Origin of the sequence: Nocardia sp. NPDC051833 (assembly GCF_040681225.1) — a bacterium.
Classification (GTDB): Bacteria; Actinomycetota; Actinomycetes; order Mycobacteriales; family Mycobacteriaceae; genus Nocardia.
The window spans coordinates 1,788,202-1,803,172 of sequence record NZ_JBFAYK010000001.1; the positions used below are offsets into that span (position 1 = coordinate 1,788,202).

General features: G+C 70.2%; 16 protein-coding genes. 12 read left to right on the forward strand and 4 right to left on the reverse strand.

Annotated features, from left to right (window positions below; all coding sequences use genetic code 11):
- Window positions 1–11: 11 nt before the first annotated feature.
- Together AB0L91_RS08020 and AB0L91_RS08025 are read left to right on the forward strand one after the other, a co-directional pair.
- Window positions 12–257 carry a DUF2630 family protein gene (locus AB0L91_RS08020; RefSeq protein WP_355273570.1) on the forward strand — a complete coding sequence of 82 codons (246 nt, stop codon included), beginning with the start codon at window positions 12–14 and terminating at the stop codon, window positions 255–257.
- Complete coding sequence (locus tag AB0L91_RS08025; protein ID WP_365008160.1) at window positions 254–1,693, forward strand: NAD(P)/FAD-dependent oxidoreductase; 1,440 nt, start codon at window positions 254–256, stop codon at window positions 1,691–1,693. Before AB0L91_RS08020 ends, AB0L91_RS08025 begins: the two co-directional genes overlap by 4 nt.
- 3 nt (window positions 1,694–1,696) lie before the next feature.
- On the opposite strand, the gene AB0L91_RS08030 is transcribed toward AB0L91_RS08025, so the two are convergent.
- Both AB0L91_RS08030 and cobF read right to left on the reverse strand, forming a co-directional pair.
- Window positions 1,697–2,566, reverse strand: a complete 870-nt coding sequence (locus tag AB0L91_RS08030) for a DNA-formamidopyrimidine glycosylase family protein (protein ID WP_355273576.1) — start codon at window positions 2,564–2,566, stop codon at window positions 1,697–1,699.
- 9 nt (window positions 2,567–2,575) lie between these two features.
- Window positions 2,576–3,349 carry a precorrin-6A synthase (deacetylating) gene (cobF, locus tag AB0L91_RS08035; RefSeq protein ID WP_365008162.1) on the reverse strand — a complete coding sequence of 258 codons (774 nt, stop codon included), beginning with the start codon at window positions 3,347–3,349 and terminating at the stop codon, window positions 2,576–2,578.
- A 45-nt stretch (window positions 3,350–3,394) separates the two neighbouring features.
- Between cobF and AB0L91_RS08040 the strand changes: the two genes are divergently transcribed.
- From AB0L91_RS08040 to AB0L91_RS08065, 6 genes are all read left to right on the forward strand, one after another.
- A complete protein-coding gene (locus AB0L91_RS08040) occupies window positions 3,395–4,198 on the forward strand; it encodes a thymidylate synthase (RefSeq protein WP_365008164.1) in 804 nt (267 codons plus the stop codon).
- The gene (locus AB0L91_RS08045) at window positions 4,195–4,683 is read left to right on the forward strand and encodes a dihydrofolate reductase (protein WP_365008167.1); all 489 of its coding nucleotides are present in this window, start codon (window positions 4,195–4,197) and stop codon (window positions 4,681–4,683) included. Before AB0L91_RS08040 ends, AB0L91_RS08045 begins: the two co-directional genes overlap by 4 nt.
- A 103-nt stretch (window positions 4,684–4,786) precedes the next feature.
- Window positions 4,787–5,113, forward strand: a complete 327-nt coding sequence (locus AB0L91_RS08050) for a cupin domain-containing protein (protein WP_355273587.1) — start codon at window positions 4,787–4,789, stop codon at window positions 5,111–5,113.
- 73 nt (window positions 5,114–5,186) lie between these two features.
- Window positions 5,187–6,239, forward strand: a complete 1,053-nt coding sequence (locus AB0L91_RS08055) for a Dyp-type peroxidase (protein WP_365008170.1) — start codon at window positions 5,187–5,189, stop codon at window positions 6,237–6,239.
- Complete coding sequence (locus AB0L91_RS08060) at window positions 6,240–7,037, forward strand: family 1 encapsulin nanocompartment shell protein (protein ID WP_357342729.1); 798 nt, start codon at window positions 6,240–6,242, stop codon at window positions 7,035–7,037.
- 58 nt (window positions 7,038–7,095) lie between these two features.
- Window positions 7,096–7,623, forward strand: coding sequence for a hypothetical protein (locus AB0L91_RS08065; protein ID WP_365008173.1), 528 nt, complete (start codon window positions 7,096–7,098; stop codon window positions 7,621–7,623).
- 12 nt (window positions 7,624–7,635) lie between these two features.
- Here AB0L91_RS08065 and AB0L91_RS08070 read toward each other — a convergent pair whose 3' ends face one another.
- Together AB0L91_RS08070 and AB0L91_RS08075 are read right to left on the reverse strand one after the other, a co-directional pair.
- Window positions 7,636–8,790, reverse strand: coding sequence for an epoxide hydrolase family protein (locus AB0L91_RS08070; protein WP_365008175.1), 1,155 nt, complete (start codon window positions 8,788–8,790; stop codon window positions 7,636–7,638).
- Window positions 8,791–8,846: 56 nt separating this feature from the next.
- On the reverse strand, window positions 8,847–9,518 hold the full coding sequence (locus tag AB0L91_RS08075; protein WP_365008177.1) for a helix-turn-helix domain-containing protein: 672 nt from the start codon (window positions 9,516–9,518) through the stop codon (window positions 8,847–8,849).
- Between the two features lie 217 nt (window positions 9,519–9,735).
- Here AB0L91_RS08075 and AB0L91_RS08080 point away from each other — a divergent pair, with 217 nt between their 5' ends.
- The 4 genes from AB0L91_RS08080 to AB0L91_RS08095 all read left to right on the forward strand — a co-directional run bounded on the left by AB0L91_RS08080 (window position 9,736) and on the right by AB0L91_RS08095 (window position 14,970).
- Window positions 9,736–11,271, forward strand: coding sequence for an amino acid permease (locus AB0L91_RS08080; RefSeq protein ID WP_365008178.1), 1,536 nt, complete (start codon window positions 9,736–9,738; stop codon window positions 11,269–11,271).
- Between the two features lie 188 nt (window positions 11,272–11,459).
- Window positions 11,460–12,212: a DUF1989 domain-containing protein gene (locus AB0L91_RS08085; protein ID WP_365008180.1), complete on the forward strand. Its 753-nt coding sequence runs from the start codon at window positions 11,460–11,462 to the stop codon at window positions 12,210–12,212.
- On the forward strand, window positions 12,209–12,829 hold the full coding sequence (locus AB0L91_RS08090; RefSeq protein ID WP_365008182.1) for an urea amidolyase associated protein UAAP2: 621 nt from the start codon (window positions 12,209–12,211) through the stop codon (window positions 12,827–12,829). Before AB0L91_RS08085 ends, AB0L91_RS08090 begins: the two co-directional genes overlap by 4 nt.
- Window positions 12,826–14,970 carry a 5-oxoprolinase/urea amidolyase family protein gene (locus AB0L91_RS08095; protein WP_365008185.1) on the forward strand — a complete coding sequence of 715 codons (2,145 nt, stop codon included), beginning with the start codon at window positions 12,826–12,828 and terminating at the stop codon, window positions 14,968–14,970. The genes AB0L91_RS08090 and AB0L91_RS08095 overlap by 4 nt, the downstream gene beginning before the upstream one ends.
- The last annotated feature ends 1 nt before the right edge of the window (window position 14,971 follow it).

A 14,971-nucleotide genomic window follows, 5' to 3' on the forward strand; every position in this document is an offset into this window, starting at 1 on the left:
GTGGTGAGCACATGAACGATCAGGACATTCTGGCGCGGATCAAGCAACTGGTCGACGACGAGCACGCCCTGCGCGCCAAGGCCACCGCGGGCGAGATCGACCCGGTAGCCGAACGCCAGCAGCTGGCCCAGCTGGAGGTGATGCTCGACCAGGCGTGGGATCTGTTGCGGCAGCGCCGCGCCCGCTCCGGCGCCGACGAATCCCCCAACGACACCGAGATGCGTTCCCCGCGTGAGGTCGAGGGCTATCTGCAGTGACCGACGCCGAATACGACGTCGTCGTCCTCGGCGCGGGCCCGGCCGGTGAGAACGCCGCCGCCTACGCCATCGCGGGCAGCGACCGCACCGCCGCGCTCGTCGAACGGGAGCTGTACGGCGGCGAGTGCAGCTACTGGGCCTGCATCCCCAGCAAGGCGCTGTTGCGCTCGGGCGCGGTCCTCGGCCTGAGCCGGGCGATGCCGGGGGTGACCGCGAGCGGCCCGCAGGTGGCCGACGTGCTGGCCCGCCGCGACGCCTTCACCCACGATCGCGACGACAGTTCCCAGGTCGACTGGGCGAAATCGGCCCGCATCGACCCGGTGCGCGGCTCCGGCAGGCTGCTGGGCGAACGGCTCGTCGAAGTCGCCACCGATGACGGCGTGCGCGTCCTGCGCGCCCGCCACGCGGTCGTGCTCGCTACCGGCACCACCGCCACCATTCCGCGTATTCCCGGCGTCGCCGAGGCCCTGCCGTGGATCTCCCGCGACGTCACCAATCTGACGGTCGTCCCGCGCCGGGTCGCCATCATCGGCGGCGGCGTCGTCGCTTGCGAGGCGGCCACCTGGCTGGCCGAACTCGGCGCCGAGGAGGTGACGCTGCTGGTCCGTGGCGACCGCCTGCTCCCGCGCGCCGAACCGTTCGCCTCCGAGCTGGTGCTGCGCGGCCTGCGCGACACCGGCGTCGTGACGGTGCGGCTGCACACCGAACCGTCGCTGATCTCCCGCCGCGACCCGGCCGACACCGGTGTCGGCCGCATCCACGGCGGTCCGGTCACCCTGGTCCTCGACGACGGCGAACTCGAGGTCGACGAACTCGTCGTCGCCACCGGCCGCACCCCCGCCACCGACGGGCTCGGCCTCGACGCCGTCGGCCTGCCCGCGGGCTATGTCGAGGTCGACGACCAGCTGACCGTGCGCGGGGTGCCCGGCGACTGGCTCTACGCCGTCGGCGACGTGAATCACCGTGCGGCACTGACCCACATGGGCAAGTACCAGGCCAGGGTGTGCGGTGACGTCATCGCCGCGCGCGCCGAGGGCAGGCCGCTGGACCGGCCCCGGTTCACCGCGAGCGCCGACCACCAGCAGGTGCCCCAGGTCGTCTACACCGCACCGGAACTCGCCTCCGTCGGCATCACCGAACACGAGGCGCGCACCGCCGGGCACGCGGTCGGCACCGTCGAGATCGATATCGCCGTGGCCGGTTCGTCGCTGTCCCGCGACGATTTCCGCGGCCGCGCGAAACTCGTCGTCGACACCGCCTCGGACCGCCTGCTCGGCGCGACCTTCGTCGGTCCCGACATGGGTGAGCAGTTGCACGCGGCGACCATCGCGGTGGTCGGCCGGGTGCCGCTGGAGACGCTGTGGCATGCCGTGCCGTCGTTTCCCGCCGTCAGCGAGTTCTGGCTGCGCCTGCTGGAGGCGTGGCGCGACCGCTGAGCCCTACTTGAGCAGCCGCGACATCCGCCGGTCGGCGAGCACCTTGCCGCCGGTCTGGCAGGTGGCGCAGTACTGGAACGAGCGCTCCGCGTAGGACACCTCGCGCACGGTGTCACCACATACCGGGCACTTCAGCCCGGTGCGCGCGTGCACCCGCATGCCCGATCGCTTCTCACCCTTCAGCCGGGCCGCGTCCTGCCCGACCGAGCGCTGGACCGCGTCGAGCAGGACCTCGCGCATCGCGGTGTAGAGCTGCGAGACCTTGTCCGCCGCCAGCGTTCTCGTATTCGCGAACGGCGAGATCTTGGCGGTGTGCAGGATCTCGTCGGAGTAGGCGTTGCCGATGCCGGCGATGAGCGTCTGGTCGACCAGCGCGGTCTTGATCCGCTGCGAGGTGCCCGCCAGCAACGCCGCGAACTCGTCCTCGGTGACCGCCAGCGCGTCCGGTCCGAGCCGCGCGATGCCGGGCACCGCCTTCGGATCGTCGACGACATAGACCGCCAGCCGCTTCTTCGTCCCCGCCTCGGTCAGGTCGATCGACGGCGTGGCCCCCTCCGGGGTGAAGAAGTGCACCCGCAGGGCCAGCGGCGATTTCCCGCCCGGCTTGGGCGGCAGTGGATTCGGTTCGTCCACCCAGCGCAGCCAGCCGCCCCGCGACAGATGGGTGATCAACCACAGCCCGCCGCAGTCCATCCCGAGGAACTTGCCCCAGCGCCCCGCCCCGGTGACATCGCGTCCGGACAGCGCCGTGACCGGTGGGTCGAACGTCTTCACCGCGCTCAGGGCGGCCACGTCGACGCGCCCCACGACCGCGCCGACGGCATGATCCCGCAGGAACTGCGCCAGCGCCTCTACCTCGGGTAGCTCGGGCACTGTGCCAGCTTAACCGCCCGCGCCGACACTTCGCGGTTCCGCGGCGATCGGCCGCAGCAGATACACGTCCATGATCCAGCCCTTGGTGGCGCGCAGTTCCGCGCGGCGGGCCACGATCCGCTGCTCGACCTCGCGCAGTGGTCCCTCGATCAGGGTCTCGTCGGGCATGCCGAGGTAGGCGCCCCACCAGATGTGCACGTCGTCGCCGGGGACCTCGGTGAACGAGCAGTCGCCGTCGAGCATCACCACCGTGGAGCCCGCGCCCAGACCCTCTTCGCGAAGCCTGCGTCCGGTGGTGACGTGGACCGGTTCGCCGATGCGGTGCAGGACGACGCGGTGCCGGGCGGCCAGCGCGGCGACGCTGGTGACGCCGGGGATCACCTCGTAGTCGAACTCGACGCGGCCGCGGGCCAGCACGTGCTCGACCATGCGCAGGGTGCTGTCGTAGAGCGCCGGGTCGCCCCACACCAGGATCGCGCCGACTCCGTCGACCTCGGCGAAGGCCGCCTCGAGCAGTTCGGCACGGCGCTCGTGCCAGTCCCGCACGACACCGGCGTAGTCGTCGGGCGTGCGGTCGCGCGGCGGGTCGGTGATCTCGATGATCCGATGCGGGCCGGGGACGTGCTCGGCCAGGATCGCGGTGCGCACCTCGACGAGTTCCCGCTTCTCGGCACCCTTGCCGATGACGAAGAAGGCGTCGGCGTGTCGCATGGCCTTGATCGCCTGCATCGTCACCTGGTCGGGGTCACCGGCACCGATGCCGATCACGTAGAGCTTGCGCATACGCGGAGACTTTGCCAGGTGCCGCGCACCGTAGAATCGCCAGGCGTGGCCACCCCTGATACGCAGTACGAGGATCTGCTCCGGCACGTGCTGGAGAACGGCACCCCCAAAGCCGATCGCACCGGCACCGGAACCCGCAGCATCTTCGGTCATCAGCTGCGCTACGACCTGGCCGAGAGCTTCCCGCTGATCACCACCAAGCGGGTCCACCTCAAGTCGATCGCCTACGAGCTGCTGTGGTTCCTGCGCGGCGATTCCAACGTGTCCTGGCTGCAGGAGCACGGCGTGACCATCTGGGACGAGTGGGCCGACGCCAAGGGCGAGCTCGGCCCGGTCTACGGCGTGCAGTGGCGCTCCTGGCCGACGCCCGACGGCACCCACATCGACCAGATCGCCCAGGTGCTGCACACCCTGCGCACCGACCCGGACTCGCGCCGGATGATCGTCTCGGCCTGGAACGTGGCCGACCTGGACAAGATGGCCCTGGCGCCGTGCCATGCCTTCTTCCAGTTCTACGTGGCCGACGGCAAGCTGTCCTGCCAGCTGTACCAGCGCAGCGCCGACCTGTTCCTCGGCGTGCCGTTCAATATCGCCAGCTACGCGCTGCTCACCCTGATGGTGGCCCAGCAGACCGAGCTGGAGCCGGGCGAGTTCATCTGGACCGGTGGCGACGTGCACATCTACGACAACCACGTCGACCAGGCGCGCGAGCAGCTCGGCCGCGAGCCCTACCCGTTCCCGACGCTGCACCTGCGCCCGGCGGCGGGCCTGTTCGACTACACCTACGACGACATCGAGCTCACCGGCTACCAGCACCACCCGGCCATCAAGGCGCCGGTGGCGGTGTGACCGGGCAGATCGGCCTGATCTGGGCGCAGGCCGCCGACGGCGTCATCGGCGTCGACAACACCATCCCGTGGCGCCTCCCCGAGGACATGGCCAATTTCCGGGACACCACCATGGGTCATCCGGTGATCATGGGCAGGCGCACCTGGGACTCGCTGCCGGCGGCCTACCGTCCGCTGGCGGGCCGCCGCAACATCGTGGTCACCCGCCAGACCGATTGGGCGGCCGAGGGCGCCGAACGCGCCGCCTCGCTGCCCGACGCGCTGGCCCTGGCCGGACCGGGTGATCTCTGGGTGGCCGGCGGCGGCGAGATCTATCGCGCCGCGCTCCCCCTGGCGACAACGCTGCTGGTCACCGAGGTCGACACGCGGGTGGCGGGCGACGCGTTCGCCCCGGTCATCGGCCCCGAGTGGCAGGCACCGGAAACCCCGTGGCAGGAATCGAAAACCGGTCTCCGCTACCGCATTCGCCGCTACACCCGGCGCTGACAACGCCTGGCTAACGGTCTGGCAAAACGCCCGACCGCGGGCACGGTCTCGGGCATACTCCCAGATACCAAGCCCCGCGAGAGCCTGCGAAAGGCGCTATGCCATGGACAAGAAATCGCTGACCGCGGTGGCCCGCCAACAGCTCAAGCTGGCGGCCACCTCGACGAGTGGCCGGAGTTCGCAGACCGTCATCGGCGGCCACACCCATGCGCTGCGCCAGACCGTCGTCGCGTTGACCGAGGGCCAGAGCCTGGCCGAGCACGACAACGCGGGCGATGCCACCATCCAGGTTCTCAGCGGCACGCTGGTCCTGATCGCGGGCACCGACGAGTGGAAGGGCTCGGCGGGCGATCTCATCGTCGTCCCGCGCGCCCGGCACAGCGTCAAAGCCATCGATGACGTGGCGTTTCTGCTGACTGTCGCCAAATAAGGGTTGCCTGAGGGTCGCTGACACGCCAGGGCGTGCCGCGAACCTGTCCGCGCGGCGCTCTACTCTGGACGGCATGGGTGAGCCACAGCCGATCCTCGAACCGCTCACGCCGGCCGCCATCTTCCTCGTCGCCACCATCGACGAGGGCGGCGAGCCGGCGGTCCGCGACCTCTTGTCGAATATCTCCGGTTTGCGCCGTTCGGTGGGTTTCCGGGTGCCCGGCGAGGGCCTGACCTGCATCACCTCGATCGGCTCGACGGCCTGGGACCGGCTCTTCACCGGACCCAAACCCGTTGAGCTGCACGAATTCCCCGGCTACAACGGGCCGATCCACAGTGCGCCGACCACTCCGGGCGACCTGCTGTTCCACATCAAGGCCGAGACCCAGGGCGCCTGCTTCGAACTCGCCATGGCGATCGGTGAGCGCCTGCGCGGCGCCGCCACCTTCGTCGACGAGACCGTCGGCTTCCGGTACTTCGAGCAGCGCGACCTGCTCGGTTTCGTCGACGGCACCGAGAATCCCGAGGGCGGCGCGGCCGCCTCGGCGGCGCTGATCGGCGCCGAGGACCCGGATTTCACCGGCGGTAGCTACGTCATCGTGCAGAAGTACACCCATCCGCTCGACCAGTGGAACGCGCTCTCGATCGAGGAGCAGGAGCGGGTGATCGGGCGCACCAAGCTCGGCGACTACGAACTGCCCGACGACATCAAGCCGGCCAATTCCCATGTCGCGGTGAACACCCTGATCGACCCCGACGGCACCGAACGCCAGATCGTGCGCGCCAACATGCCGTTCGGCACCGTCGGCCAGGGCGAGTTCGGCACCTACTACATCGCCTACGCCGCCACCCCGAGCGTCACCGAGCGCATGCTGGAACGGATGTTCCTCGGCACCGGCGAGGCGGCCTACGACCGCATCCTGGACTTCTCCTTCGCGGTCACCGGCACCCTGTTCTTCACGCCCACCGTCGATTTCCTCGACGAACTGCCGGACGCCCCCGACTCCGTTGCCACCGAAGAAATTTCCGATTCGCTGCCCGTGTTCACCCCTGTGGAACGGGCCGACGCCGCCGCTTCCGGTTCGGACGGTTCGCTCGCCATCGGCTCGATGAAAAGGAGTATCTGAATGAACAACCTGCATCGCGAACTCGCGCCGATCACCGGTGAGGCCTGGGCGCAGATCGAAGAGGAAGCCACCCGGACGTTCAAGCGCAATATCGCCGGACGCCGGGTCGTCGACGTCTCGGGTCCGCACGGGGTCGCGTACTCGGCGCGCAACCGCGGCAGGTTGACCGCGATCTCCTCGCCCGACGACGGTGTCGTCGCCCACCAGCGCGTGGTACAGCCGCTGGTCGAACTCCGGGTGCCGTTCACCCTGAAGCGCAGCGAACTCGACGACATCGAGCGCGGCGCGGGCGACGCCGACTTCGACAACCTCAAGGCCGCCGCCCAGAAGATCGCCTTCGCCGAGGACCGCGCGATCTTCGAGAGCTACGCCGCCGCCGGCATCACCGGCATCCGCGACGCCGCCTCCAACGCCCCGGTCGCGCTGCCGAGCAATGTCGTCGACATCCCCGACGCGATCTCGCACGCGCTCACCGGGCTGCGCCTGGCGGGCGTGCAGGGCCCGTACTCGGTGGTGCTCAGCGCCGAGCTGTACACGCAGGTCAGCGAGACCTCCGATCACGGTCACCCGATCCGCACCCACATCGAGCGCCTGATCGACGGCGAGATCATCTGGGCGCCCGCGATCACCGGCGGTTTCGCGCTCACCACCCGCGGTGGCGACTTCGAGCTGGCGCTGGGCCAGGACCTGTCGATCGGCTACCTCAGCCACGACGCCGAGACCGTGCAGCTCTATTTCCAGGAGACGTTCACCTTCCTCGTCGAGACCTCCGAAGCGGCGGTATCGCTCGGGTCGTGAACCCGGCGCGGCCCACCCCGCTAGGGTGGGCCGCGAGTTCGTGAGAGGGAGGTTTCGCATGGCGGTCGTGCGTGCCGGTGTCGTGCCCGCTGGTCGGAGCCTGTTCTACTGCCTGATCGGGGTGCTGGTCACCACCGGTGTCATCGGGCTGTTCGTGGCGATGTTCGGGGTGAACCGGGTGATCACCGGCCTGCTCGTCGGCGCGGTCGCCGGGGTGGCGGCGGGCGCGGCACTGTTCGTGCGCGATGTCGTCGAGCTCACCGAGCACGCCATCTACGCCAGGACGCCGTTCCGCTCGGCGACCGTGCCGTGGGATCGCGTCGTCGCCGGGCGCTTCACCCTCGACGAGCGGTCCCGCTGGGCGCTGGCGCTTGACCTGAACGGCGGCACCACCGACGAGCTGGTCCTGCTGTCCATCCCGCCGGTGGTGCGCCCGGTCGCCGGCGCCTACGACATGCGCAAACGCGAGCAGGTCACCGAGATCCGGGAGATCTTGCGCGCCAAGCGGATCCCGGTCACCGTGCTGCCCGAGATCGCGGGCGCGCTCAACCAGCACTGGCAGATCGCACCACCCACCTCACGCTGACCCGGCGAATGATCAACGCAGCGTGCGGAAGAACTCACGGATGTCGGTGGTGAGCAGTTCCGGTTCCTCCAGCGCCGCGAAATGCCCGCCCCGATCGACGTCGTTCCAGCGGACAATGGTGTTCTCCGCCTCGTCGAAGCGGCGGATCGCCACATCGTGGGCGAACACGAGCACCCCGGTCGGCACACCCGAATTCTCCGGCACCACACCCCATTCCCCTGGCTGCGCGTAGCCGACATAGCCCGCGGACCCCGCGGTGCCGGTGAGCCAGTAGATCATCGCGTTGGTCAGCAGCCGATCCCGATCGATGATCTTGTCGGGCAGCGTCTCGCGCGGGTGCGTCCACTCCCGGAACTTGTCCAGGAGCCAGGCCAGCTGCCCGATCGGCGAGTCGACCAGCCCGTAGGCGAGGGTCTGCGGGCGGGTGGACTGCACGGCGATGTAGCCGAACTCCTCGTTCATGAACGCCTCGATCCGCCGGAGGCGGTCGCGTTCGAGCTCGCTCAGGCTCGCGACGACCTCGTCGGGCAGCGGCAGCTGCGGGAACGTGCCCGCGCCACCGTTGACGTGCACGCCGATCACCCGATCCGGCGCCACCCGCCCCACCTCCGGGCTCACCGCCGCGCCGATATCGCCGCCCTGCACCCCGAAGCGCTGGTATCCGAGCCGGGTCATCAGCTCGACCCACGCGCGCGCGATCCGGCGCACGGTCCACCCACCCTCGGTGACCGGACCGGAGAACCCGAAGCCGGGCAGTGCCGGGATCACGACGTGGAAGGCGTCGGCGGGGTCGCCGCCGTGTGCCCCGGGGTCGGTCAGTGGGCCGATCAGGTCCAGGAATTCGGCGACCGAACCGGGCCAGCCGTGCGTCAGCAGCAGCGGCATCGCATCGGGTTCGGCCGATCGCACGTGCAGGAAGTGGATGCGCTGTCCGTCGATCACGGTCGTGAACTGTTCGTGCGCATCGAGTTTCGCTTCCTCGGCGCGCCAGTCGTACTCGGTGCGCCAGTAGTCGACCAGCTCACGCAGGTAGTGGGTCGGCACACCGGTGTCCCAGTCGTCGCCGGGCAGCGCGGCGGGCCAGCGCGCGCTGTCGAGCCGATTACGCAGGTCGTCGAGCTGCTGTTGCGGAATGTCGAGGCGGAATCGCTGGATGTCGTCGCTCATGAAGACAACGATAGGAGCCAGCTAGGACAGGTTCCGCCCTAGCTGTCGAGGCACATTCACTCAGGCGGGTCGGCGGCCAGCCGGGCGAGCAGGTCCTCGGCCGCCGCGCGCACCGGCGCGGTGTCCCCCGGGTATCCGACGATGCGCATGATCGCGTCCGGGATCACGCGCTCGGTGTCCTCGCCCGCTGTCCCGGCATCGGACCGGATGCCGATCACCGTCTCGACCAGCCGGAACGGCAGGATCCGCGCGTCGTCGGATCGCCCTGTCGCCGCGGCGGATTCGGCCGCGAGGCGTTCGTAGTGCTCGCGCAGGTCGTCGCGGCGGCGGCGGAAGGTGGCGAAGCGCTCGGTGCGCAGCTCCGGCAGCAGGTACAGCGCGCCGAGATTCCAGCGCGCGGCGCGTAATTGGCGCACGTCGAACAGGGCCAGCGCGTAGAGCTGGGTCGCGGCGTCGGCGGGTTCGGCGCCCATCCGCCGCGCCAGCTCGACCGGGCCCGCGACGGTTTCGGCGAGCAGCGCGTCGAGGATGTCGTCCTTGGCGGCGAAGTGGTGATACAGCGAGGCCTGCCTGATCCCGACGGCGTCGGCCACCGCCCTGGTGGAGGTATTGGCATAGCCCTTGGTGGTGAACAGTTCCGCCGCCGCGTCGAGGATCTCCGCGCGCGGCGTCGTCCCCTGCCTACGCCGCTGTTCCAGCCGGGGACGCCCGGGACCGAGGTTTGCCACCCCAAGATTCTGTCACCGGGCCCCGACCTGGGCCGCAGCGGGCACCTCACCAGGGACGATGCCGGTCGGTCGAATTCCTGTCACTCGATAGAAACGTGGGCAACGCAGAAGTTACCGCGGGCCCCACAGCCGATACACGCACGACACCGTTCGAGCGATCGCGCGCGCAAAACTATCGACTGATAGATATTTGGCCGCACCGCCGAAGGACACCGACATGGCCACGACACTCGATACCGCTGCTGTTCCGCCCGACACCGGCCGCGACAGCGCCGATCTCGCCGCATTCGGCTACCAACCGGTCCTGCACCGCAAGCTCGGGCGCTACGCGTCCTTCGCGGCAGGGTTCTCGTTCGTCTCCATCCTCACCACGATCTTCCAGTTCTTCGGCTTCGGCTATTCGTTCGGCGGCGCCGCGTTCTTCTGGACCTGGCCGCTCGTCTTCGCCGGCCAGTTCCTGGTGGCGCTGAACTTCGCCGAACTGGCCGCCCGGTATCCGATCTCCGGCTGTATCTATCAGTGGTCGCGCCGCCTGGCTGGCGGGCTGATCGGCTGGTTCGCCGGCTGGATGATGGTGATCGCACAGGTCGTCACGGCCGCCGCGGCCGCCATCGCCCTGCAGGTGGTGCTGCCGACGATCTGGAGCGGATTCCAGTTCATCGGCACCGATACCGCGCTGACCTCCCGCGACGGCGCGATGAACGCCGTGCTGCTCGGCAGCGTGCTGCTGGTGGTCACCACCACGATCAACGTGATCGGCATCGACCTGATGTCGAAGATCAACTCGATCGGCGTCACCGTGGAGATCGTCGGCGTGCTGGCGATCATCGCGCTGTTCTTCACCGGCACCGAGCGCGGCCCCGGTGTGGTCCTGCAGACCGATCAGGCCGCCCCCGGCCCGTACTGGGCGGCGTTCCTGGTCTCCGGCCTGATGGCCGCGTACGTGATGGTCGGCTTCGACTCCGCCGGTGAACTCTCCGAGGAGACCAAGAACCCGCGCCGGGTCGCCCCGCGCACCATTCTGCTCGCCCTGTCGGTGTCGGCACTGGGCGGCGGGCTCATGCTGCTCGGCGCGCTGATGGCCGCGCCCAGCCTGTCCGACGGTGAATTGGCCTCGGGCGGACTGGCTTACGTCATCACCGCGAAGCTGAACAGCCCCGCCGGATCGGTCCTGCTCGGCTGTGTCGCGGTCGCGGTGATCGTGTGCACCCTGGCGATCCAGACGGCCGGCTCGCGCCTGATGTTCTCGATGGCCCGCGACGGCAAGCTGCCCTTCGCGAAGGCCCTGTCGACCGTGCACCCGCGCTTCGGCACCCCGGTGTGGCCCGCCGTGGTGATCGGCGCGCTCGGCATCGGCCTGCTGGTGCTCAACCTGGGCAACCCGGCCATCTTCGCCACCCTGGCCAGCGTCTGCATCGTCAGCCTGTACCTGGCGTACCTGCTGGTCACCGTGCCGCTGCTGGTGCGCCGGATCAAGGGCCTGCCCGCCGTGGACGACCCGACGCTGTTCACCCTGGGCCGCTGGGGCGTCCCGATCAACGCGCTCGCGGTGGTCTGGGGCATCGCGATGGTGATCAACCTGGCGTGGCCGCGCCCGGAGGTCTACACCCCGGCGGGCGGCAGCTGGTGGCAGCTGTGGGCCGGTCCGCTGTCGGTGGCGGTGATCCTCACCGCCGGCGCCATCGTCTACCGCTTCGTGGTGGCCACCAAGGACGGCGTCGCCCTGGCCGACACCGTCCCCGCCACAGCCTGACAACCCACCCGGCCCCGCACGCCCCGACCTCGAGGAGGGGCAGGCCGACGCAGTCGGCCGTCGCGGCCGTCCCGCCGGTCAGGCGCCGTTGCGTACGCGACGAAGGAGCAAGCAACGGTGCCTGACCGGCGGGACCGGAGGGGCCGCGACTCGAGCGCGCCAGCGCTCCAAGAACACAGGAGATCACGATGACGAGTACTCAGTCCACCGATGGTGCCAGGGCGCACGCGCGCGCTCAGGCCGCCACGGCCACGATCGCGCGGCCGGAGACGCCCGCCGGGGTCGATCCCGCCGCGGTCGTTCTCGCGCAACGCATTCCCACCGGTGGCTACGCGAATGTGGTGCTGGGCCGGGGCACTCGGGTCCGGCTGGCCGATCCGTCCGGCACCGCCTGCGCGCATCTGTTCCTGCTGCGGGCCGAATCACCGTGGGAGCGGCTCAATGTCGCCGATACCGTGAAGGTGCCGTGGCAGGCCTACCTGGGCGCGGGCCACCCTCTGCTGTCCGATCAGGGCCGGGTGCTCGCCACCGTCCTCGCCGACTCGTCCGGCCATCACGACACGCTGTGCGGACCGAGCGCCGAGGGCCGCCACCAGCTGCACCTGGCCGGGGCCAAGCAGGGGCTGGAGCCCCGCGACATCGGCCCGTCGGTCTCGCTGTTCCGTGGCGTCCGGGTCGAGGCCGACGGCGCTCTCGTCCCGACCGGCAACGCGCCCACCGACGCCACCGTCGACCTGCTGATCCACCTCCCGGTGACGCTGCTGGTCGCCAATGCCGCCCACCCGCTCGACGATCGGCCCACCGGCGACCTCGACCTGCTCGCCTGGTCGGCCCCGGCCGAGCTCGCCACCGTCCCCAACGACGACCCCGAGTACCGACGGGCCGTGGACAACACCGAAGCCGCCTGGGCGGCCGCATCGACCTCGGAGGTTCTGGCATGACCACGGCGACCACCCGCACCGTCGTCCTCGACGAGACCGTCCCCGCCCAGGCGCCGTGGTCGGCGATCGTCCGCGCGGGCGATCAGCTCGAGATCATCGACCTGCACGGCAACCAGGCCGTCGACTGCCTGCTCTACTCCGCCGCCGACCGCACCGACCGCTACAGCGCCCAGGCCACGATCGCCGCGCAGCGCAATATCTTCCTCACCACCGGCAGCGTCCTGCTGACCGAGGCGGGCACCCCGCTGATGACGGTGGTCGCCGACGAGGTCGGCAACCACGACACCATCGCCGGTGCCTGCTCGCAGGAATCCAACACCCTGCGCTATGGCCACCACACCCGCCACCAGCACGCCTGCGTGGAGAACTTCCTCACCGCCGCGCTCGAATGGGGCCTGGGCAAGCGGGATCTGGTCTCCAACATCAACTGGTTCATGAATGTCCCGGTCGAGGCCGACGGCACGCTCGGCATCGTCGACGGGCTGTCGGCGCCGGGCAAGAAGGTCACCCTGCGGGCCGAGGTCGACACCCTCGTGCTGGTCTCCAACTGCCCGCAGATCAACAACCCCTGCAACGGTTTCGACCCGACGCCGGTCCGCATGGTGGTGACCCGATGAGTCTCACCGACACCCGATCCGCCGTGGTCGACACCGCCCTCCCCTCGGTCATCCCGGAGCGCCACACGCCCGTGGCCGCCCCTACCGGCACGCGCCCAGCCGAAGTCGGCCCCTCAGCGCTCGACCCGGTCGCGGGCACCCGGTCCCTGCAGGTCCTGCGCCCCGGCATGCAGACGACGGTGCAGGACTGGCCGGGTCGAGTCGGCTACTGGCACATCGGCGTTCCGCCGTCCGGCCCGATGGACGATCTGTCGTTCCGGCTCGGCAATCGGGTGCTCGGCAACGCGGAGGGCGCGGCGGGGCTCGAATGCACCCTCGGTGGGCCCGCGCTGCGCTTCAGCGAGTCGACGTGGGTATGTGTCACCGGCGCGGTCGCCGACGTGCGGGTCGACGGACGGCCGGTCGAGCAGTGGCGCACCGTCGAGGTCCCGGCGGGCGGCGTCCTCGATGTCGGCGCCATCCGCGGCCCCGGCATGCGCACCTACGTCCTGGTGGCCGGTGGTATCGAGGTCGAGCAGTTCCTCGGCAGCGCCGCGACTTTCACCCTCGGCAAGTTCGGTGGCGGCACCGGCGCGGCCCTGCGCGCCGACGAGTCGCTGACGCTGGGCGCACCGGGGACCCGCCTCGCCCCGGCGGTCCCGATGTCCGATATCCCCGCCTTCGGGCACCGCTGGGAGCTGGCCGTCACCGAGGGACCGCACGGCGCGCCGGAGTTCTTCACCCGCGCCGACTTCGACACCATCATCGGCACCGACTACGAGGTGCACTTCAACTCCGACCGCACCGGCGTGCGCCTGATCGGCCCGAAGCCGGAGTGGGCCCGTACCGACGGCGGCGAGGCGGGCCTGCACCCGTCCAACATCCACGACAACGCCTACTCGATCGGCGCGCTCGACTTCACCGGCGACACCCCGATCCTGCTCGGCCCCGACGGCCCCAGCCTGGGCGGCTTCGTCTGCCCGGTGACGGTGGTCGCGGCCGATCGCTGGAAGCTCGGCCAGCTCACCCCGGGCGACAAGGTCCGCTTCGTCCCCGTGCGCGCCGAACACGCCGCGCCCGCAGGTGAACTCGGCGCGCGCCGCCGGGCATCGCTGGGCACCGTCCTCTCGGCCGGTCGCGACGGTGACGACGGCATCCTGCGCCGCACCGAGGTCGACGACGAGACCGGCGTGACCTACCGCCGTCAGGGCGACGACGGCGTGCTGGTCGAATACGGCACTCTCACTCTGGATCTCGGCCTGCGCGCGCGGGTCCACGCCCTGCACCAGCACCTGATCGCGGCCGGTCCGCGTGGTGTCGTCGAGCTCACCCCGGGCATCCGCTCCCTCCAGATCCGCGTCGACCCGGCCATCCTCCCGGTCGCCCGGCTGCTCGATCTGCTCGCCGAAGCCGAAGCGCAGCTGCCGAATTCGGACCAGCTCGTCGTCCCGAGCCGCACCGTGCACCTCCCGCTCTCCTGGGACGATCCCGCCACCCGCGAGGCGATCACCCGCTACATGCACGGTGTCCGCGCCGACGCTCCGTGGTGCCCGTGGAACATCGAGTTCATCCGCCGCATGAACGGCCTGGACTCGGTGGACGACGTCTACCGCACCGTCTTCGACGCCGAATACCTGGTCCTCGGCCTGGGCGATGTCTACCTGGGCGCCCCGGTCGCCACACCCACCGATCCCCGCCACCGGCTGGTCACCACCAAGTACAACCCCGCCCGCACCTGGACGCCCGAGAACGCGGTCGGCATCGGCGGCGCGTACCTGTGCATCTACGGCATGGAGGGACCCGGCGGCTACCAGTTCGTCGGCCGCACCACCCAGGTCTGGAACCATCGCGCGCGGCCCACCGGCACCGCAGGGCCCGGCGTCGACCGTTTCGCCACCGATCCCGAAACACCGTGGCTGCTGCGGTATTTCGACCGCATCCGCTGGCATCCGGTCGAGCCCGACAAGCTGCTCGACCTCCGGGCCGACTTCGCCGCGGGAAAGGTCGACGTCGCGACCGAGGAGGGCGAGTTCCGCCTGGCCGACTACCGCGCCTTCCTGACCGAGAACGCCGCCGCCATCACCGATTTCCGCGCGATGCAAGCCGAGGCGTTCGCCGCCGAACGCCACTCCTGGCGCGCCACCGGCGAACTCACCGACTGAC

Coding starts and splice junctions, on each gene's coding strand:
- AB0L91_RS08020 (WP_355273570.1), top strand. CDS start 12: ATGAACGATCAGGACATTCTGGCGCGGATCAAGCAACTGGTCGACGAC.
- cobF (WP_365008162.1), bottom strand. CDS start 3,349: ATGCGCAAGCTCTACGTGATCGGCATCGGTGCCGGTGACCCCGACCAG.
- AB0L91_RS08050 (WP_355273587.1), top strand. CDS start 4,787: ATGGACAAGAAATCGCTGACCGCGGTGGCCCGCCAACAGCTCAAGCTG.
- AB0L91_RS08055 (WP_365008170.1), top strand. CDS start 5,187: ATGGGTGAGCCACAGCCGATCCTCGAACCGCTCACGCCGGCCGCCATC.
- AB0L91_RS08060 (WP_357342729.1), top strand. CDS start 6,240: ATGAACAACCTGCATCGCGAACTCGCGCCGATCACCGGTGAGGCCTGG.
- AB0L91_RS08065 (WP_365008173.1), top strand. CDS start 7,096: ATGGCGGTCGTGCGTGCCGGTGTCGTGCCCGCTGGTCGGAGCCTGTTC.
- AB0L91_RS08070 (WP_365008175.1), bottom strand. CDS start 8,790: ATGAGCGACGACATCCAGCGATTCCGCCTCGACATTCCGCAACAGCAG.
- AB0L91_RS08080 (WP_365008178.1), top strand. CDS start 9,736: ATGGCCACGACACTCGATACCGCTGCTGTTCCGCCCGACACCGGCCGC.
- AB0L91_RS08085 (WP_365008180.1), top strand. CDS start 11,460: ATGACGAGTACTCAGTCCACCGATGGTGCCAGGGCGCACGCGCGCGCT.
- AB0L91_RS08090 (WP_365008182.1), top strand. CDS start 12,209: ATGACCACGGCGACCACCCGCACCGTCGTCCTCGACGAGACCGTCCCC.
- AB0L91_RS08095 (WP_365008185.1), top strand. CDS start 12,826: ATGAGTCTCACCGACACCCGATCCGCCGTGGTCGACACCGCCCTCCCC.